Source organism: Clostridium saccharoperbutylacetonicum N1-4(HMT) (genome assembly GCF_000340885.1).
In the GTDB taxonomy this organism is placed as follows: Bacteria; Bacillota; Clostridia; order Clostridiales; family Clostridiaceae; genus Clostridium; species Clostridium saccharoperbutylacetonicum.
The window spans coordinates 2,186,587-2,208,355 of record NC_020291.1 but is presented as its reverse complement, the minus strand read 5'-3'; the positions used below and the strand labels follow the sequence as shown (position 1 = coordinate 2,208,355).

Below are 21,769 nucleotides of genomic sequence, written 5' to 3'. Positions count from 1 at the left end.
ACTATCCCCCCTTATAATAAGAATACCACATAAATATGACAACATTCTGTCTTATTTATGTGGTATTTAAAATACATTCTCTAAATTTTAAACTTGGACATTTCAATTTTTAATTTATCTGAACTTTCTTTTGTATGTGCAACCTGTTCTAAGACTGCATTAGATTTATCACTAATTTCTATTACCTTATTTGCTATATCTACAGTTCCATTTGCTCCTTCACTAGAAGCATCTGCTACTCCCTCTATAGTTTTTAAAATATCACTAATTGATGCTAAAAGTTCCTCTGAGGTTGAGCTGAAGTCCATTACAAGGTCATCTACAAATTTTGCATCTTCACTATACTTTCCTGCTACTTCAAGCATATTACTATAATCATTCTGAACATCCTTTGACATAAAGTCTAAAAGATTATTTGAATTAAGTGAAAGACTATTAACCGATTCTACAACCTTATTTGTTACATTATGTATTTTCGATACTGCATCCTTTGACTGTTCAGCAAGTTTTCTGATTTCATCTGCCACTACTGAAAAACCTTTTCCTGCCTCTCCAGCTCTTGCCGCTTCTATTGCTGCATTTAATGCTAATAAGTTTGTCTGCTCTGTTATCTTCATAATAGAATCAGATAACACGTTAATCTGTTCAACAACTTTTGAATTTTCTAAAGCTTTCTCTAGTCCATCTTTTGTATTTAAAAATGTACTAAGAGCAAGTTTTTGAGATTTTTCAATATTTTCTTTAGTTTCTTGCGCTCTTTTATTTATTTCTCCTGCTTGAATTGCTCCCTCTTGTGATTTTTCTGCTATCGATTGTACTGCCTTTCCTATTTCTTGAGAAGTTGCTGAGGTTTCTTCTGCTGAAGCTGAGGTTTCCTCAATAGTTGCTGAAAGTTCCTGTGTAGTTGCTGAAACATCCTCAATATTTCCATTGAGAACTTTCACCTCATTATTCACAGTGTTAACAACCTCTTCTATATTATCTGATTCCTCTATAATATTTTTAATTAATCCTCTTAAGCTTACATATATATTATCTAAAGCTTTTGCCATTGTTCCTATCTCATCTTTTCTCTTCTTAACTTCTGCAGGCATTTCACTTGTAAAGTCTCCACCTGATAGTATACCTAAATAATTAACTGCAATATCTAATGGCTTAACTATATTTCTTGTGATGACCATAGACATTAAATAACCTACTATTATAGAAACAGCTATAATTATAGCAAACATTATTGTTGTTTCTTTATAATTCTTATTGTTTGAATTATAAACTTCATTAGCTGCTTTTTGATTATATGTTGCTAAATCTTTTAAATTTGTTTGAAAACTATTAGCTACATCTTTAATATTTTCAAACTTCTCTAAGGCTTCCTTTTGTTTTCCGGCTAAAGCGAGTTTTAACACTTCATCTCTTCCGTCTCTATATTTTGATAAATTATCCTCTAGTGTTGGAATTAAATCTTTTTCATACTTATCTAACTCTAATTTTTTATAGTTTTGAAAATTGCCATCAAAGTTTTGTTTCCTTTGCTCAATGTCCTTCATTTTTTCATTTTGCTTATCTTTATTATCTGGATATAACATTATGTAATATATATCAGCTTCAATTGCTCTAGCTTGATTTCTGTTATCATTTAACCAGTCAATTGCATTTAATTTATTGTTATACATTGATTCCATTTTGTCATTACTTATCTTTAACTGAATGTAACCAAAAGCACCAACTAATATTGTAAACATTAATAATACTAAACTTAATAATTGTAATTTACTTTTTATTTTTATATTACTTAATTTCAACATATTCATACCTCCAAAATATATTTTCTTTATAAACTTTTAAGCATTTCTTCTTAAAAATGCATTTATTTTACCAAATTCGACAATTATCTGTATGTTTATTGTATCATTTCCAAAGTATATTTTCAACATATTTTTATATAACTTAACTTTTATTTTCTACAATTTCCATATTATGAATAATATAGATAAAAAAATTATGTTCCCTCACACAACAATTTATATTTCTTGCTATGTAAGGGAACATACTATTTATATATATCAGAAAATTCAACGTTCATTTTTTCAATAAAATTATGGTTATTTTCCACATAGTTCTCTTTGCGATATTCAAAGGCAATCTTTTTATCTGGCAATTCTATTATAAATTCACTACCTTCTCCTAATATACTTTTTGCAGAAATATTACCTCCATGCATTTCTATTAGAGATTTTGATAAAGATAATCCTATACCACTACCTTCTTGTTCTCTTGTAAATGATTTATTAACTTGTTTGTAACGTTCAAATATCGTATTAAGCTTATCTTGAGGTATGCCAATGCCATTGTCTTTAATGGATATAATAACTTTTCCCTCCTTTCTAGTTACATTTACATGAATATATCCATTAACTTTTGTAAATTTAACTGCATTTGAAAGAAGGTTAAGTATTATTCTTTCAATCATATCAACATCACAAGCTATTATTATTTCCTCAGAGTCACAGTCAAATACAAGCTCAATATTTTTAAGTTTAACAAATTCCGAAGTTGATAGTGTTATCTCTTCAACAACACTAACTATATTGTGATTTTTCAATTCAATTTGCATGAAGCCCGCATCAATTTTAGTTGTATCTATCAAATTATTTACCAATCTTAAAATCCTTAAACAATTTTGTTTCATTGATGCCAAATGCTTAACCATATTTCCTTTGTTGGAAAGCATATCTCCATTTACATATAATTCAAACAACTGTATTGCTCCTAGCATAACATTTATTGGAGTTCTAAGTTCATGAGACATGTTAGCTATATATTCACTTTTCAACTTATTGGCTGCTTCTGCCTCCTCCTTAGCTTTTATTATTTCTTCCTCTAAAAGCTTTCTCTCTGTGATGTCTTGTATTGTTCCTCTCAAAAAAATCAGATTGCCATTCTTATCAAAAGATTTCTTAGCTTTTAAACTAATCCAGCCCATTTTGCTATTAGCACCCATATATCTATATTCCATACTATCTAGAGTCCCATTTATTAAATCCTCTTCTGCTTGTTTAACACATTCCAAGTCCTCTGGATGAGTATATTTACTTAAAGTTTTCTTGGTAGGGACAAAGGTCTGTGGTTCAAATCCATATATACGGTATATTTCATCTGACCAGTAAATATTATTTTTTGCAACATCAAATTCCCAATCTCCCAAATGTGCTAACTCATGAGCTTCGATCAATCTTTTTTGGATTCTTTCTAAATCCTTTTCACTTTCCTTTATCAAAGTTATATCTGAAAATATAGCTGCTGTATATCCCTTTTTAGGGCAGTAATAGTTGACATTATACCACCTATCCATTATATCTGAATAAACTTCCATAGATATTGGTTCACCTGTCAACGCTACCTTACCGAATAATGCAATCCAATCAACACTTGATTTTTTAATGTTTGGGAATGCTTCAGTAGCTTTTTTTCCAATAAGTTTAGCACTATTATTTCCCGTAATTTTTTCATATGCTGGATTAATTTCTGTAATTATATAATCAATAGGCTGTCCAGATTCATCTGTGATTATTTTATAATAGGAATGTCCTAGATTCATCTTATTAAATAAACTCTTGTATTTTTCTTCTCTTTCCCTTAATTTATTTTTTATTTTCACTTTTTCAGTAACATTCTGGCAACAAAGCACTCCAGCTGTAAAACTACCCTCTTTATCATAGATTTGAACACCATTTACTTCAATATACATAGTAGTCTTCTCATATTTTATACAGATTCTATAACCTAATAATTTTTCTCCTCTAATCACTCTTCGAGATGGCATATCCTCTTCCGGTATTAAATTCCAATCCATATCATAACATTCAGCTTTTCCAATTTTATCTCCAGCACAACTAAGATTACTTAAGATAGGAAGATAGTCTTCCCTTGCAGTTTTGTTGAAATTAGTGTATTTTCCAGCCTTATCGAATATTATTACAGCATCAGACATATTTTCAATTATGGCTTCCACCTGTTCTTTTTGTTCTTTTATTAATCTATTTTGTTCTTCAATACGTTTTCTGTTTAAAATTCTTTCTGTAATATCTGTAATATTTTGAATTAAATATTTTACCCTTCCATTTTCCAAAATAGGTATAATTGAGGATTCCCAATAAAATTTACAAGTTTCTGATTTTTTATGTTCATATTGTGAAATACGATAAACTTCTCTTTTTTTAATAATCTCTCGCATTTTTTCTTCATGATAATCGCCTTCAAAACCTTTAATAAACCTATTTATATTTAACCCAATGCTATTTTCTTTAATATTATAAGGCTCTTCTAAATAATTCAAAAAAGCTTGGTTAGCTTTCAATAAAATTAGATCTTCTGAATATATACAAATACCACAGCTATTATCTAAAGAAATCTGCTCAACATATTGAAACTTATATTCAAGCCTTGAATCAGGCTTTTCCACAAAGTAATAAATTTTTTCATTTATATTCTTTATTTCTTCTATAAACATATAAATCTCTCTTGCTTCAAAGGTCTTTGTAAAAATGAACCCTTCTTTATCTCTAGCGCTAATATCTGCATCACATATATCAATAGTTAACCTCAATTGTTCTTTGCATACTTCAAACATATTTTTATATAAAAAATCCTGTTGAGTATAACCAGTCAATTCTAAAAAAGCATCACCTACATCTATAACTTTTTCATTACGAGTTAATATATATGATCTATTTTTAAACATATTGTAACCAATTTCATCCATCCCAATAACCCCTCCTATAATATCCTAAAAAATAATATATGATACATTTTTACCCATTTTCTATTTTACATCAAAATTACATAAAATACCACTTAATATTATATTCATATGGAAAATATCACTACTTTTATTTTTCAACGTTATGTCTTTGTTCTTTAGAAAAAATATATTAATTTATGATTTTCAATTTTATCAGTCAATATATAAAACAGCTTTTGCTTCAGAATCCATTATATATAAGAACGTGTTTTTATTGACATAACATCTCACAACACTTAAACTGATATTGTCAGATATGGCATTTAATTTTAAAATATATTAATTAAAAGGAGTTTAAAACATGAAAATTTTTGAAGACGAAGACATACTTCTTAACCTAAGTTATTTATTACCCTTTATTAGTTCTTTATTCGGTGATGATATAAGCATGCTAGTTTCTGATAGAGAAAAGATACTTAAAGTAGTAAGACATGATACAAGTGTTGGTAATAGTTATGGAGAAGGTCACTCATTACCTACTGATATCCCTGCTTATAAATGTATGCAAGAAAACAGAACAGTAGTTAGCAATATATCAAAAGAATACTTCGGTGTTCCATTAAAAGCTGTAGCAGCTCCTATAAAAAATAGAGATGGAAAAATAATTGGAAGTATAGCTATAGGTAAAAGAGACTGGGGTAACGATATTGATGCCCACGCAGAAGCTTTTGTAAGCTCCTTTAATGAAATCTCAAATGTTGTTGAAAATGTCGCATCTGGAATACAAGACGTAGCTAAATCTAGTAATGATATATTAAATGAAATAAATAAGACTAATGAAGATATGAAAAAGACAAATGAAATTATAGACTTTGTTAGAAATATATCAAAGCAAACAAACCTATTAGGATTAAATGCTGCCATTGAATCAGCAAGAGCTGGAGAAATGGGAAAAGGCTTCAGTGTAGTTTCTAATGAAATAAGAAACTTATCGAGCTCTACCAGTCAATCAATAAATGAAATTACTACAGTTCTAAATAACCTAAGACTTTCAGTTGAAAGTATCACAGGTAAAGTTTATGAAAATAATCAACTTTTTGAAATGCAAGCTGCTAATATAGAAGAAATTAATAGCAGTATAGCTGAACTTAATAATACAGCCAAGCTTATAAAAGAAATTGCTGAAAGAGTTTAAAATAGCAGCAGTAAAGTTAGTTATATAAGATAACATGCCTGTATCGGAGGTTTCCAGGGCACTGGTTGTACACTATAACTCATTATATCGTTGGATAAGTGAATATGAAAAATACGGAGAGAGTGCGTTTCCAGGCCATGGAACCGCACTCTATTCATATCAATATGAGATTAAAAAACTAAAACAAGAAAATACAGAATTAAAAAAGGAGCTAGAAACTCTAAAAAATACCAGGCCTTCTTGAAACAAAAGAACAAGTAAGGTTCCAGTACATAAAGGATAATCAGGACCATCTAAGCATCAAGAAGGCATGTAAAGCACTAAATGTTTCAAGATCTGGTTATTACTATAATAAAATATTTTGAAGAAAATTCTCTAATATAATTTTCACCTAAAAGTTTAGTCTTTCCGTAAGCATTACATGGACATGTTAAATCATATTCAGCTAATGGTATTTTAGAACTTCCACTAAATGCATAATCAGATGAAATTAAAATCATGCTCCAATTATTCTATTTTATTTTTTTACTTTCAACTTCCTCAATTATATTCATTAGATACTCTCCATACCCGTTTTTCATTAATGGTTTTGCTAAATCAATAACTTGCTTGGAAGTTATCCATCCCTTTCTATAAGCAATTTCTTCAATACACGCAATATACGTTCCTTGTGTATTTTGAACTGCTTCAACAAAATTAGAAGCTTGAAGCATAGAACTGTGAGTTCCTGTATCAAGCCATGCCATTCCTCTCCCTAGTAATTGAACTTTTAAAGTTCCTTCTTCCATATAGATTTTATTTAAATCAGTTATCTCTAGTTCACCTCTTAATGAAGGTTTTAATTTCTTAGCATTTCCTACAACTGAATTATCATAAAAGTAAAGTCCTGGCACTACATATTTAGATTTAGGTATTTCTGGTTTTTCTTCTAATGAGATGACTTTTCCATTTTGATCAAATTCAACTACCCCAAATGATTTTGGATTTTGAACATAATAGCCAAAAATACATGCTCCCTTTTCTATAGCTGCAGCTTCTTTTAAGTGGTCCGAAAAGCTTTGACCATAGAAAATATTATCTCCAAGTACCATTGCAACATTGCTTTCACCAATAAATTCTTCTCCAATTATAAACGCTTCTGCAAGACCATTAGGTTTTTCTTGAACTTCATAACTAATATTTATTCCTAATGTATGTCCATCGTTAAATAATTCTTCATAATCAACTATATCTCTTGGTGTTGAAATAATTAATATATCTCTTATTCCAGCAAGCATTAAAACTGACATTGGATAATAAATCATTGGTTTATCATATATTGGTACCATTTGCTTTGAAATAGCTTTAGTTACTGGATATAATCTTGTTCCAGACCCGCCAGCTAGTATTATCCCTTTCATTTTATCCCTTCTTTTATCCGTAATAGTAACTTCATTATATATTTAACACTTATATAATATCAGTTCATCTATTAAAAAGTGACTTAATAAATCATATTTAAGTTTTGCTTGCAATTCTTCTTTTTCTCTTTTAAGTATTTTTACCTTTGTAAGATGAACAGATAATACTTTCTATTTTCTTCAACACAAAAAGTAAAATCTATGCAAGGTAAGAGTGATGTATGTATTATTTCTTCCTTTCCCCACCTCTCTTCAATGATATGAAAATTTCTAGGAGTTAATCATTATTTTCCATCTCTTCTCCGCCAACCGTCACAATTCTTACAAAGTGGAATAAATACTATTGCATCTACAAGCACTCTTGTTGAAATTAAAACGCTAACGTCAAACTTCAGGTTTTTGTCTATAATCACTGGAGTGCTTGTTAATTTAGTAAAAGAATTGATCACAAATTCCATTCCCTGTTGTTCTGCATAAGCTGGTATATATAATGTGGCTTTCTGGGTTCCTTCAAGCCTTCCTTCAATAACATACTTTTGTTCCTGTTCATCTTTGTAGCCTATGTAATAAGGAATGTAAAATTTATATTGTAGTATTGAATGCTCTTTTCGACTATCTATAATTTTTCTATTTTTTGTTTCGCTTATAATTTCACATTTTTGGAATATAATTTCTTCTATATTTATAATCTCTTCCTCTTTTTCCGATACTTTAATTGATACCTCTTGGAAAATCATTTTTTCTTGATAGGTAGATAACACCTTTTTGGCAAGTATTGTAGTTCCATTTTCTTGTTTCAATTTAACTTCTGAATCTGTCAAAATAAAAGATTCTTCCTGCACTTGAAGTTTACGCTGCATTACTATTCCAATATCATATGGCATACTATTATTTTGCTCAAAAGTAAAAGTATCTAAAATAGTATTACTACAAGTATCAATTCTATCAACTGCCCCCTTCCCATCAGCACTTCGACTAGTTGCAAGCAGTGTTTTTTTGTCAGGAGATAATCTAAGTCTTTGCAATTCTGGTAGGGTAGTTTTTATCATTGCTATACGTTCTCTTTTTAATACATCTATAACTTCAATTCTATTTAATCCACTATTTGCTGCATATAAAAAAATTCCACTCTGCTCCAAAGCTGTAATAACAGATCCCTTTTGAAAATTTATATATGAAATATTTTCGCTTTCAAAATCCAATATAGAGATATTACCTGTATGTTGCCCTTTATTAACCCCTTTATTAGCAATATAAATATACCTTTCATTTTCTCCTATGAGAATGTAGTTAGGTGAAATACCCACATTTTTGCATAACTTGATTAAATGAAAATCTGATGTATCATAAACTTTTATTTCATTCTGTAAAATATCCAATACAAATAATCTTTTCTTATTCTTATCCAGTTCTAAGCCATCGGCAGCAATAAAGCCTGTTATGCAACCTATCTTTTCACCAGTTCTTAAACTATAAATGCATACTTCTTCTGTGTCACAGACATAAATCTTCTGAGAATTGGAATCTATTTGTATATTTCCGTTATTAGGCATATTCCATGTTTTATTAGAATCATATAAATCATTAATAAGTGTGACTTTACTATTTCTATCACTAGCTATATACACATTATTATTTTCATCTACGCTGATGTTTTGAGGCCTTGGACCAATTTCAATTTCCTTTATAATATGATGACTATCTCCGTCAATAATAGACACCCTACCTGTGCCTAAGTTTGATACATAATAAATCATCTCCTCTCTTTTATCACCCATAGATTAGCCATCCCCCCACTTTTACTTATACTAAAATTTATGCTGTGTACTTGCTTATTATGCAATAAAAACATAAAAAGACCTGGTTAACCAGATCTTATTGAACTAATTCATAAGTTTCATTTTTTCCTTCTTTTATAATCTTATACATTGCAGTAGGATAAATATTGTTCTTTTGCAATTCCTTTTGAACAACTTCAATATCCATTTCTTTGAACTTTACTGCCTGAGTACAGCTAATATTAATTTTATTAGGAGCACTAACTAGTTTTGCTTGAATATTTTTCCGAACTAACCGTTCATATATATATAGTGCCCTATTATGAGAAGTAAAGGTCATTGTATAATCATAGTCTTCTGTCCTCATATTAATCTAATCACCTCTATTTTGTGTTCTCCTAATATAACTTATAAAGGCTTCCTACTTTATTATATGCAATGAAACTTTAGTAGTTACTTTATATTCCACTTGGCCTCTTTCTTAATAATCGTTCCATAATGGATTGATTCTTCTCAAATTCAAGTTCTTCACACAATTTGTTCTTTTCTTCACTTATCATCTTAACTTGTTGCCTAATTATTATATTTTCCTCTTTACATTCTTTCAGTTTATTTTCAATACTTATTTTAATCTTTCTTTCATTTTCCAACTGTTGATTTGCATCCTCTAGCTCTTTTTGAATATTCTGCTGCAATTCTAAAAATACGTTATAATTCTCATCTGCTTTTCGTTTTTGTTCTAATATTCTAGCAATTCGATCTTCATATTCTTCCATAAATTTTTGTTTCTTTTGTAATTGCATATTTAAAGAAACGATTTTCTCCTCTAAGTTTTTCTTTTCTGATTTTACCCGAGATAACTCAAGTTTTAAGCTTTGAAGCGATTCTTCTTCATGTAGTGTAGCTGCGTTAGCTTGATTTACCTCATATTTGAATGAATCCTTCATATTTACTACAAACTGACTTGGAACTAACAAACACAAATCTAGTTCATTAGTTCCATAAACTCCAACTTCTTTAAGGGAACTCTCTCCATCGCAACAAATAAAACAATTATACCGAATCATTGCAACTTTATTCCCCCTATCAAAGTATAATTTACTTCCCCACTTTTCAGAATCAAAAACCGAATAAAAAATCTCGTCTTCTTCCAGCCAACAAGAATACAAGTTATTACTTTCAATAAATAATATAGGTTCCATCAATTCCTTGCTACTTTCATGAACTTTGAACTCCTGTATATTTCCACTCGTATCTATACAAACATGATCCAATAAATATATAGAATCTTCTCTAGACTTATTTAATATATGAATATATTTTTGATTCCTTAACACTTGAAAGCCGATATCCTCTCCTTGAATACCATAAAGCCTTTTTACAGATGACCATCTATGATTTTGAAAATTGCAATAGTTTAAAGATTTCTCATCACCTTCATCTGTAATAAAAAATACATCAATATTTTTCTTTTCATCTACATTTACGGAATAGTGTTCTTTTAAATTAGGTGTCAAAATAATATCTTGTAATGCATTAACTCTTATTTCTTTTCCGTTCCATATACAATGCATTAACACTCCATGGTCGCTACCATCATTACTTACTAGTAAATAAAAGATATGCATCTCATATCCGATAATTTCAACTTTTAAATTTTGTATTTCAAATTCATTACTTTCCATTTGATAGAGCATCTTTCCTACCCATTGCTTATCCTTCAAAGTACAGTACTTTAGCTCTCTTTTAATATTGCTGTATACTATATGTATTGTCTCATCTTCCTCAACATAAACAGAAAACCCCAGAACCTCCTTATCAATTAAACTTTCTTTTGTCCATTTTCCTTCTCCGTACATAATTTTATATCGTAATTCTTCATTATCATTTCGGAAAAACTTCCATATATTATTTGTATAATCAACATATATCCAAGGGTATACACTACTCATGCTCACTCCCTCCTTTATAAGATTATATTTTTAGTGAAAACTTATTATGCCCTCTACAAAAAAAATTTTTAATCTAACTTTTTATTATCACCACTTTAATGTTCTGGCATATTGTATATTGTAAGCATCAAATTATACTTACATTTACTATAACTTCTGAAGAGGAGGATAATTTATGTCGATTAACTTCAAGAAATTTTCGCCACGTCCCGGTCTTGTAAATAAACAAGGACGTTTACCAGATCCTTCTGAATTAGTTTGCATTGAAGTACCTAAAATCTTTGATCAATGTTTAATCAAAAGATGTCTTGTATACGATGAAGGTCCTGATACAAATACAACAGATTCCGAATTAAGAAGCAATCCACTAATAGACCCTAAGAGATATATTGGCAGTAGGGACTTTAATTTAACGCTACTCTCTGTGGATAAAATTCCACTTATTGGAAAGCCAGGTTTCAAAAAAATAGTTATTTCTTATAGTATTTCGTTCTATGCAGATTATATTGATGCTAATGGTGTCAATCAAAGTGAATTGTTTGAAATTAATAGAACAGATGTAATTGGGAAGTTCTACTGTCCTGATTCTATAGCTCAAATTTCTGCTAGTTTTGTACCTGTTCAGCAATCCAAAGATTTAGATTCTAATATAATAAAACTTGAAATGGTTGCGGAAGCCCTAGACGGTGAATTACTACAAGATGAAAGTGGAAACGATGTTTTAGATATCACTTTAGGTTACTATATTGTTGTAAAATGTGAGCTTATTGTGCAGCTCCTAATACCAGCTTATGACTATTGTCCAGTTCCAGGAGAACCATGTGAAGAAGAACCTGAGGAAGATCCATGTGAGAGATTTGAAAAAGCTCCAATTCCTAAGTTCTATCCTGATCAAAATTTAGACCCATTATTCTCAGACAGTGATGACAGTGATGACAATGATTGACATTATAATTAGCAAAGATTATCAACTTTCTTATAACTGAAAGGATAATTAAAGCTTCTACAGTTAAATGAATAACGTAACTCTACTAATATTAGTAGTTATATAAGTTTGGTAATACTTTTTTTCACTGAGTTATTATATTTATAATAAAACTAACGTATTATCATCACCGTTCTTCGATAAAATTCATATATTATAGTAGAAACACTGAACAAACAACTAGAGACGTCAATTACCCATATAGCAATTCTAAATTAAAATTTATCCAATTAAAAGGAGGAGTTCGTTTATGAATTCAATGTCAAAAGGTTTTTATAATGATGATTGTGGTCATCACAGAAAAGATGAGTGTGAGTGCGTAAGTTGTAGAAAAGAAAGAGAGCCAAAATGCAAATTGTGTCCAACTATCGTAAAATGTGGTTGCCCTAGCGCAACTACAATTCCAGTTGCTACTGTCGCAGGAACTACTTTTCCCCTTACTACTCTTACTCTAAATACTTCTTGCTTATGTAATCCAACTATAAAGCTAGAATTTGCAAGTAATCTTGTTGCTTTGGTTGCCTTTACAGGAACTATAAACTTCCAAGTATTCAAACTTTGCAGAGGTCAAACTACTCCAGTTCCTGTTGGACCTGCATGGACATTCCAATTGGTAGCATTACTTGCATCAGAAACATTCACTTTCTTTGTTTGTGACAGCGATTCTTGTTTTGATGATTGCTGTACTTATACTGTAGTTGCAACTGTTACTAGTGCAGTTACTGTTGGTACTCTTTCTATCAACAACGCAACACTTGGAGCAGTAGCAACATGTGGATCAGGTTCATGTAATTGCTAATAATCAATTGAAAAGCCAATTAAATTCTTAGATATTGGTTAGGTGGGACACCAAATGGGTGTCTCTTAACCTGACAAAATCAGGTGCGAAGTTCTTTTGTATTTGATTTATAAAAAATTATTCTTTAATTACTTACAATATGATAATAAGTTCTAGAATAAAAAATCATTTAAACTCGAGGCTATTAGCCTTGAGTTTTTCTCTTGTAAAACAACATAACTCTACTGAAATTAGCAGTTATGAAAAATCAAAAACAAATATATTATTTTAATAAACTGGAGGTTTATTATGAAAAAATCTTTTACCTTATATTGGGCTGGATTGCAAAACTTTCATCTTACAAAAGATGTAGGATTAATACCTTATATCTTTTAAAAACATTTGAATTATGAAGTTGCAATTTTATGCAATAAAAATGAAGAGCATTATGATGAAATAATGACCCAAAACATTAATCTCAATTTTATGGAGAATGAAAATTCTGTTACATCATTATTACAAAAAACTGATATCCTGATGCTTATAGGTTACTATGATTTTAATTTATGTATGATAGAAAAATTTAAGTCAATTAATCCAAAGGGAAAAATTTATTTAAAACTGGATCTAAATATACATCGGCTAGGCAGGATAGGCTTTAATCAACAAAATATTAATTTATTAAATAGTTGCACTTTGATCTCTGTAGAATCAAAGAATCTTAAAAAGATAATTGATGCTAGTTGGCCTGTGAAAGTAGAATATATACCTAATGGATTTTATGATTTTTTTAATAGTGATATTGTTGAATATAGCCAAAAAGAGAATACTATTTTAACAGTAGGAAGATTGGGAACTTATGAAAAGGCCACAGAAATTATAATGAAAGCATTCAAAATTGCTGCAGAAAAAATTGAAGGTTGGAAGTTAAAATTAGTAGGCAGTATTGAGCCAGCCTTTAATCAGTATATAAACGATTATTTATCAGCCTATCCAGAATTAAAAAGTAAAATTATTTTTACAGGACCAATTTACGATAGAAAGCTACTGATGGAAGAGTACAGAAAATCAAAAATATTTTGTTTAACATCTAGATGGGAGGCTTTTGCTCAAGTATTTGCTGAAGCAGCCTTTAATGGAAATTACATTATATCTTCAGATGTTGATGGTTCATGGGATATTATTGATGACAAAAAATATGGAAGTATATTTCCTATAAATGATTTTGAGGCTCTTTCAAAAGAGCTCATTACAGCTTGTTCTGATGAAATAACTCTTGAAGAAGTTTTCAATTGTATTCAACTCAATACAAGAAATAATTTTGATTGGATAAAACTTTGTGAAAAGATAAATTCTTTTTTAAACTTATAATTATTCCACCGCAAGACCAGTCTACCTCTTGATTTTTTATATACAGTTACAACGTAAGTACACTTTTTTGCTAATATTCATAAAATATAATTAAACAATATACTTACTTTATTTTCTAAGTATTGTTAGAGAATGAAGAATAGTCACATTTCTAAATTAGTTAGAGGAGACATGAAAATTAATGTTTGAAAATAAAAAAACTTCAATAATAATTTTAACCTATAACAATCTTAATTATAATCGTATCTGTCTTGATAGTATAAGAAAATACACCTCTGCTCAAACTTATGAAATAATTGTTGTTGATAATAATTCTACTGATGGCACTCGAGAATGGCTTAAAGAACAAACCGATATCAAACTTATTTTAAACGATGAAAATGTAGGATTTCCAAAAGGATGTAATCTTGGAATAGAAGCATCTGAGAAAGATAATGATCTGCTATTTTTAAACAACGATACTAAAGTTACACCAAGATGGCTTGATAATCTTAAAATATGCCTTTATAGTGATGATAAAATTGGAGCAACTTCATCTATAACCAATAACTGCTCTAATTATCAAGTTATAAATGTGCCCTATAATGATGTGGAACACATAATTGAATTTGCAGATAGTAATAATATTTCAACACCAGAAAAGTGGGAGCAAAAAGCTAGACTTGTAGCATTTTGTATGTTAGTTAAAAGAGACGTTATTAATAAAATTGGTATCTTTGATGAAAGATTTACTCCTGGAAATTTTGAAGATGATGATTTGTGTATGAGAATTGCTGAAGCCGGATATAAGCTTATGGTTTGTAATGATAGTTTTATACACCATTTTGGCAGCACATCTTTCAAAAAAGATTATGCCAAATTTAATAGTGTTTTAAAAATAAATGCTCAAAGATTTGAAGAAAAATGGGGCTTTAACTCTAATTCCCAAAGTCTATTAAAATTTCATATTATAGATCGTATAAATGAACCCAGGGATAAAGAACTAAATATTCTTGAGTTCGATTGTGGTCTAAGTGCTACATTACTTAGATTAAAATACACGTATCCTAATGCAAAACTGTATGGTGTAGAGACAAATGAAAATATAGCTAGGATATGTGGAAAAATGATAGAAGTAATGACTGAAGACTTTGAAGAAAACTATATTATGAATTTTAAAGAAAGTAAAGTAGATTTTTTTGACTATATAATTCTTGGAAATAAACTTCAATTTAGTAAAGACCCCTGGAAATTACTAAAAGAGATAAAAAAATTTCTAAAGCCTGGAGGATATATAATCGCTACTATACCTAATACAATGCACTATTCAGTGGTAAAAGGCTTATTATGTGGAGATTTTATATATAACAAAAATTCAATATTAAATAGAAGTTATAATAAGTTTTTTACCTTATCAGATATACACAAAATATTTGAGGAGTGTGGTTATATCAATCCATATGTATTTCACTATTACACACAAATAACAGAGGAAGATGATAAGTTCTTAAACCAAATTTGTAGTATTGTTGGCGAAAATCTGAAAGGGCATTTTATATCCTACGAATATGTTGCTAAGTTTCAGAAAGATATTACAAACAAGAATAACAGTAATTATTAATACACACATCAACCTAAATCACATTAAAGTGTGATTTAGGTTTTTATTTTTCTAAAAATATATAAGTTATGATAAAGATTTCAGATTTGTATTTATGACAATTATTGCAATGTTATTATGGCAACTTATATAAATAATTATTTAAGTTATAGTATTCATAATATGAATTTATTATTTATAAAAAATACCAAATTAAGTATATATGTTTTTTTAATGTAGCTATTTGTTACGTTGTGTCCAAATTTATTATTTTACATATATTATAGTAATGCAGTTTATAATAATTGCCATAAAAACACAATAAGAGGAAAAAAATAAGGAGATGATACAATGCCCATTGTACTTCTTAGTCCTACCGATGATGCGTATATATCGCAGCTAAATCCTAATACAAACTTTGGTTTATCAAGTTTTTTGTTTACAGGAAGATTTGTTCAGCCAAACGATGTGTTTAGAAGTTTATTAAAGTTTGATTTATCTGGTGTCATTCCCCCAGGAAACACTCTATTAAATGCCTCACTAAATTTATTTGTTTATAGAAAAGATCTACCAGATGCAGTGTTATCACCACAAAATGTTAGTGTATTTACAAATGCAAGTGACTTTTCTGAGAACACTGTTACCTGGAATAATGCACCTGCATTGAATGCAACTTCTGATTTTACAACTGTTACAGATGCAGATGTTGGTACTTTTATTAGAATTAATATAACCGATATAGTAGCTCAGTGGGTCAATAACATCATACCAAACAATGGTATTACGTTAGTTGGAATAGAAAATATAATTGACACTATAATAGGTTATTTTTCAGATGAATGGACGGTTACAACACAAAGGCCATTCTTAAATATAGAATTTATTCCAAGCGGTGCTACTGGAACTACAGGTGCTACTGGCGCTACCGGAGCTACTGGTGCTACAGGAGCTACTGGTGTTACTGGTACTACTGGCGTAACTGGTGCTACAGGAGTTACTGGTGTTACCGGTGCTACTGGTGTTACCGGTGCTACTGGCGTTACTGGTTCTACTGGAGCTACTGGCGCTACCGGAGCTACTGGTACTACCGGAGCTACTGGTGCTACTGGAACTACTGGTGCTACCGGAGTTACCGGTGCTACTGGTGTCACTGGTGCTACTGGTTCTACTGGTTCTACTGGCGTTACCGGTGCTACTGGAGACACAGGTGCTACTGGTGCTACCGGAGTTACTGGCGCTACTGGTGTTACTGGTTCTACTGGTTCTACTGGCGTTACCGGTGCTACTGGTGACACTGGTGCTACTGGTGCTACTGGCGTTACTGGTGCTACCGGAGTTACTGGTTCTACTGGCGTTACCGGTTCTACTGGCGTTACCGGTGCTACTGGCGTTACTGGTTCTACTGGCGCTACTGGCGCTACCGGAGCTACTGGTGCTACTGGAACTACTGGTGCTACCGGAGTTACCGGTGCTACTGGCGTCACTGGTGCTACTGGCGTAACTGGTGTTACTGGTTCTACTGGTGCTACTGGCGTTACCGGTGCTACTGGAGACACAGGTGCTACTGGTGCTACCGGTACTACCGGTGCTACTGGCGTTACTGGAGCTACCGGAGTTACTGGTGCTACCGGTACTACCGGTGCTACTGGCGTTACTGGAGTTACTGGTGCTACTGGCGTTACCGGTGCTACTGGAGACACTGGTACTACCGGAGCTACTGGTGCTACTGGCGTTACCGGTGCTACTGGAGACACAGGTGCTACTGGCGTTACTGGTGCTACTGGTGTTACCGGAGCTACTGGCGTTACTGGTGCTACTGGCGTTACCGGTGCTACTGGCGCTACCGGAACTACTGGTGCTACAGGTGCCACCGGAGCTACTGGTATTACTGGAACTACTGGTGCTACAGGTGCTACTGGAGCTACTGGCGTTACTGGTGCTACCGGAGTTACTGGTGCTACCGGAGTTACTGGTTCTACTGGAGCTACTGGAGCTACTGGTGCTACCGGAGTTACTGGTTCTACTGGCGTTACCGGTTCTACTGGCGTTACCGGTGCTACTGGCGTTACTGGTTCTACTGGAGCTACTGGCGCTACCGGAGCTACTGGTACTACCGGAGCTACTGGTGCTACTGGAACTACTGGTGCTACCGGAGTTACCGGTGCTACTGGCGTCACTGGTGCTACTGGCGTCACTGGTGTTACTGGTTCTACTGGTGCTACTGGCGTTACCGGTGCTACTGGAGACACAGGTGCTACTGGAGCTACTGGCGCTACTGGTGCTACTGGCGCCACCGGAGCTACTGGTGCTACTGGCGCCACCGGAGCTACTGGTGCTACCGGCGCTACTGGCGTAACCGGTGCTACTGGAGCTACTGGTGCTACCGGTGCTACTGGTGTTACTGGTGCTACTGGCGTAACCGGAGCTACTGGTGCTACTGGTGCTACTGGAGCTACTGGTGTAACCGGTGCTACTGGTGACACTGGCGTTACCGGTGCTACTGGCGTTACTGGTGCTACTGGAGACACTGGCGCTACTGGTGCTACTGGCGCTACTGGTGCTACTGGCGCCACCGGTGCTACCGGAGTTACTGGTTCTACTGGTTCTACTGGTGCTACTGGTTCTACCGGCGCTACTGGCGTAACCGGTGCTACTGGAGCTACTGGTGCTACCGGTGCTACTGGTGTTACTGGTGCTACTGGCGTAACCGGAGCTACTGGTGCTACTGGAGCTACTGGTGTAACCGGTGCTACTGGTGACACTGGCGTTACCGGTGCTACTGGCGTTACCGGTGCTACTGGAGCTACCGGAGTTACTGGTGCTACCGGTACTACCGGTGCTACTGGCGTTACTGGAGCTACCGGAGTTACTGGTTCTACTGGTGCTACTGGCGTTACCGGTGCTACTGGAGACACTGGTACTACCGGAGCTACTGGTGCTACTGGCGTTACTGGTGCTACAGGTGCTACTGGTGTTACCGGAGCTACTGGCGTTACCGGTGCTACTGGTATTACTGGAACTACTGGTGCTACAGGTGCTACTGGAGCTACTGGCGTTACTGGTGCTACCGGAGTTACTGGTACTACTGGCGCTACCGGAGCTACTGGTGTTACCGGAGCTACTGGTGCTACTGGCGTTACTGGTGCTACTGGTGTTACCGGAACTACTGGTGCTACTGGTGCCACCGGAGCTACTGGTGCTACTGGAACTACTGGCGCTACTGGTGCTACTGGCATAACTGGTGCTCCTCAATTATTCTTTAATGAGATTTCTGGCTCAATTACAGTATTTCCTCCTCTTAACACTGAGATAACAGTAGCATCTGAAACTGTAACTGCAACAATTGGACAAAATATTAAAATCGATTCTGTTGTTGCTGTGGAAACTATAACTACAGCAAACTCTGATCAAACTTTTGAAGTAAGGTTATACGCCAACGGCACTTTAATTAATTCAAGAATAACCCAAAGATCTATTGCTTCAGCTGGAACTCAACGTTTTCAAATCCCTAACACTTACGTTGATACAGCAACAGTAACTGGTCCTATTGTTTATCAACTTCGAGTTATCTTTACTGTAGCAAATAACGTTACTTCTGGAACTGCCGTTAATAGAAGTATTAATTCTATAACTTTCTAATAAATTTTTAATTTCATAGAGCTATCGCATTGGCAAATTAAAGTTTGTTTAGCGATAGCTCTTTTTGGTCTTGTATGAAATATTTTTGTATATACTATTTTTTAAATTAGCAAATATTTAAGGATAGCTGCACATTAACTGGTATTGCCACAACTACAGCACTAGTTAATTATTTTTATACAATTATTAGTGCCTTAAATACAACTATATTCTGATAAAATAAAATTATAACTTGGATCGCCTGTCTATTCCTAAGCCGACAATCTTCTTCATATAATAAAACTTGTATCAAAATATTTTTATTGTCATATTATATAATGTAAAATTTAAAGAAGGTGGTTATTTGATAACTATTAGTCTTTGTATGATAGTAAAAAATGAAGAAGATTCAATAGCACGATGCTTAGAATCAGTAAAAGACATAGCTGATGAAATGATAATTGTTGATACTGGCTCAAGCGATAAGACAAAGGATATAGTTGGTAGATACACGTCAAAAATTTATGATTTTCAGTGGATTGATGATTTTTCTGCTGCTAGAAACTTTTCTTTTAGCAATGCCACTAAAGATTATATTCTTTGGTTAGATGCTGATGATGTTATACTTCCTGAAGATGTAGAAAAACTTAAAACTTTAAAAGAAACTTTAGATCCTTCTGTAGACTCTGTAACTGCAAAGTATAATATAGGTTTTGATGAGTATGGAAATGTAACCGCAAGTTACAGACGTAATCGCTTAGTTAAAAGAGTTAATAATTTTAAGTGGTATGGTTTTGTTCATGAATATTTAGCCGTGGGAGGAAATATATTCAATAGCGAAATTGGCATAACCCATAAAAAGATAAAGCATACACCTAAACGAAATCTTGAAATTTATCGAGGTAAACTAGAGCAAGGAGCAGAATTTACTCCTAGAGATATACTTTACTATGGTAATGAATTGTATGACCACAATATATACGATGAGGCTTTAGAATACTATAACAAGTTTTTAGATTCAAAACAAGGCTGGTTTGAAGATAACATTCGAGTTTGTGGAAAAATATGCGATTACTATCAATCAATAAATAAAATAGAAGAAGCTAGAAAATATGCTTTTAGAAGCTTTGAATACGACACTCCAAGAGCTGAAGCTTGCTGTAAAATTGGTTTTTCTTTCTTACATGAAAAGAAATATAAACAAGCGGCTTTTTGGTATGAAGAAGCTACAAAACTTGAGAAGCCAAAAGATAGCTGGGGATTTTTTAACGATTCCTGTTGGACATGGCTGCCTCATTTACAACTATGTGTTTGCTATGACAAACTAGGAAACTATAAATTAGCATATGAGCATAATGAAATTGCTAGTCAGTTTAGACCAAATGATGAACGAATATTGTATAATAAAAAATATTTCGAAAAGCTAGGTTTTAGTTAAAGCAATATATATTATCTTCATGACTTCCCTATCTGTATTGAATTGCAATCATATCTATTTACTAGCATTACACATTCCTTGATAAGCAGGAACTGTATAAACGTTACTAGTTCCTGCTATTTCGTTTCAACTGTTTTTTAATTATATGAATAAAATTAAGTATTCTTAAATTAATCCATGTAACAATACCGCAATATATCCATAGAATATAATTGATTATAAATAAGTATTAAATATATTAAAAATCAGATTATTTACCTATACATGTTGTAAAAAAGTTTATTCATCTAAATTTGATCTATACTCTTAGAAATTGCGAACATGTTAACTGTACAAAGTATAAATTTTATTAGAGATGTATTAGATATTTTCAAAAGAGATACAGATATAGGTCTTATGGGAATGGTTGGAGCGAAAATTATCCCAGTATCAAGAATATGGTGGGATGATCATTATAAGGTAGGAAAAGTTTATTACAGCCATAGAGGAACTATGGAATTACTAAACTTCAATGAAATTAAAGATTTGTATTCAGATGTTAAAGGAATAGATGGGCTTATAATGATAACACAATCTGATTTGCCTTGGAGATAAGACATTTTTAATGGATGGCATTTTTATGATCTTTCACAAAGTGTTGAATTTTTTCGAAAAGGATTTAAGGTAGTAGTTCCGAATCAACATACTGCATGGTGTATTCATGATTGCTGCTATGTAAATACAACAAATGGATTTGAAGAATCTAGAAATAAATTTCTAGATAATTATTCTAAAGATATATTTCCATTAGTAAGCATATTGATACCTGCTTACAATCAAACAAATTATCTTGAACAAGCTCTTGATTCTGCATTAAATCAGAGTTATAGAAATACAGAAATTATTATATGCACAGAAAGATGATTAATATAAATGGCGAGTATCTTATGGATAA

Annotated in this window: 15 protein-coding genes and 2 pseudogenes; 10 read left to right on the top strand and 7 right to left on the bottom strand. The window is 32.3% G+C overall.

What is annotated here, in order from left to right; genetic code table 11:
• Nucleotides 1-80: 80 nt before the first annotated feature.
• Both CSPA_RS09740 and CSPA_RS09735 read right to left on the bottom strand, forming a co-directional pair.
• Entirely contained in the window at nt 81-1,805 is a 1,725-nt protein-coding gene (locus CSPA_RS09740) for a methyl-accepting chemotaxis protein (RefSeq protein ID WP_015392080.1), read from the bottom strand.
• Between the two features lie 245 nt (nt 1,806-2,050).
• The gene (locus tag CSPA_RS09735) at nt 2,051-4,762 is read right to left on the bottom strand and encodes a PAS domain-containing sensor histidine kinase (protein ID WP_015392079.1); all 2,712 of its coding nucleotides are present in this window, start codon (nt 4,760-4,762) and stop codon (nt 2,051-2,053) included.
• Nucleotides 4,763-5,102: 340 nt separating this feature from the next.
• Between CSPA_RS09735 and CSPA_RS09730 the strand changes: the two genes are divergently transcribed.
• A complete protein-coding gene (locus CSPA_RS09730) occupies nt 5,103-5,936 on the top strand; it encodes a methyl-accepting chemotaxis protein (protein WP_015392078.1) in 834 nt (277 codons plus the stop codon).
• Between the two features lie 34 nt (nt 5,937-5,970).
• The gene (locus CSPA_RS30970) at nt 5,971-6,180 is read left to right on the top strand and encodes a transposase (protein ID WP_017810715.1); all 210 of its coding nucleotides are present in this window, start codon (nt 5,971-5,973) and stop codon (nt 6,178-6,180) included.
• Nucleotides 6,181-6,283: 103 nt separating this feature from the next.
• On the opposite strand, the pseudogene CSPA_RS29115 reads toward CSPA_RS30970, so the two are convergent.
• From CSPA_RS29115 to CSPA_RS09705, 5 genes and pseudogenes are all read right to left on the bottom strand, one after another.
• Nucleotides 6,284-6,436 (bottom strand): annotated as a pseudogene (locus CSPA_RS29115) (sugar nucleotide-binding protein); the annotation flags it as partial.
• Nucleotides 6,437-6,448: 12 nt separating this feature from the next.
• Nucleotides 6,449-7,336, bottom strand: a complete 888-nt coding sequence (gene rfbA / locus CSPA_RS09720; protein WP_015392077.1) for a glucose-1-phosphate thymidylyltransferase RfbA — start codon at nt 7,334-7,336, stop codon at nt 6,449-6,451.
• 284 nt (nt 7,337-7,620) lie between these two features.
• Entirely contained in the window at nt 7,621-9,114 is a 1,494-nt protein-coding gene (locus CSPA_RS09715; protein WP_015392076.1) for a YncE family protein, read from the bottom strand.
• 97 nt (nt 9,115-9,211) lie between these two features.
• A complete protein-coding gene (locus CSPA_RS09710; RefSeq protein WP_015392075.1) occupies nt 9,212-9,481 on the bottom strand; it encodes a putative Se/S carrier protein in 270 nt (89 codons plus the stop codon).
• A gap of 91 nt (nt 9,482-9,572) precedes the next feature.
• Nucleotides 9,573-11,066, bottom strand: a complete 1,494-nt coding sequence (locus CSPA_RS09705) for a hypothetical protein (RefSeq protein ID WP_015392074.1) — start codon at nt 11,064-11,066, stop codon at nt 9,573-9,575.
• Between the two features lie 175 nt (nt 11,067-11,241).
• On the opposite strand from CSPA_RS09705, the gene CSPA_RS09700 reads away from it, so the two are divergent.
• The 8 genes and pseudogenes from CSPA_RS09700 (at nt 11,242) to CSPA_RS29720 (ending at nt 21,738) form a co-directional block, all read left to right on the top strand.
• Complete coding sequence (locus CSPA_RS09700; protein WP_015392073.1) at nt 11,242-12,012, top strand: hypothetical protein; 771 nt, start codon at nt 11,242-11,244, stop codon at nt 12,010-12,012.
• A 289-nt stretch (nt 12,013-12,301) separates the two neighbouring features.
• Nucleotides 12,302-12,850, top strand: a complete 549-nt coding sequence (locus tag CSPA_RS09695) for a DUF4489 domain-containing protein (protein ID WP_015392072.1) — start codon at nt 12,302-12,304, stop codon at nt 12,848-12,850.
• Nucleotides 12,851-13,231: 381 nt separating this feature from the next.
• Nucleotides 13,232-14,200: a glycosyltransferase gene (locus CSPA_RS09690; protein ID WP_015392071.1), complete on the top strand. Its 969-nt coding sequence runs from the start codon at nt 13,232-13,234 to the stop codon at nt 14,198-14,200.
• Between the two features lie 181 nt (nt 14,201-14,381).
• Complete coding sequence (locus CSPA_RS09685) at nt 14,382-15,800, top strand: glycosyltransferase (protein ID WP_015392070.1); 1,419 nt, start codon at nt 14,382-14,384, stop codon at nt 15,798-15,800.
• A gap of 330 nt (nt 15,801-16,130) precedes the next feature.
• A complete protein-coding gene (locus CSPA_RS09680) occupies nt 16,131-19,418 on the top strand; it encodes a DNRLRE domain-containing protein (RefSeq protein WP_015392069.1) in 3,288 nt (1,095 codons plus the stop codon).
• A gap of 343 nt (nt 19,419-19,761) precedes the next feature.
• Nucleotides 19,762-20,835: a glycosyltransferase gene (locus CSPA_RS09675; RefSeq protein ID WP_015392068.1), complete on the top strand. Its 1,074-nt coding sequence runs from the start codon at nt 19,762-19,764 to the stop codon at nt 20,833-20,835.
• Nucleotides 20,836-21,156: 321 nt separating this feature from the next.
• Nucleotides 21,157-21,543, top strand: a pseudogene (locus CSPA_RS30535) (glycosyltransferase); the annotation flags it as partial.
• Nucleotides 21,544-21,633: 90 nt separating this feature from the next.
• The gene (locus CSPA_RS29720; RefSeq protein WP_158399832.1) at nt 21,634-21,738 is read left to right on the top strand and encodes a glycosyltransferase family A protein; all 105 of its coding nucleotides are present in this window, start codon (nt 21,634-21,636) and stop codon (nt 21,736-21,738) included.
• The last annotated feature ends 31 nt before the right edge of the window (nt 21,739-21,769 follow it).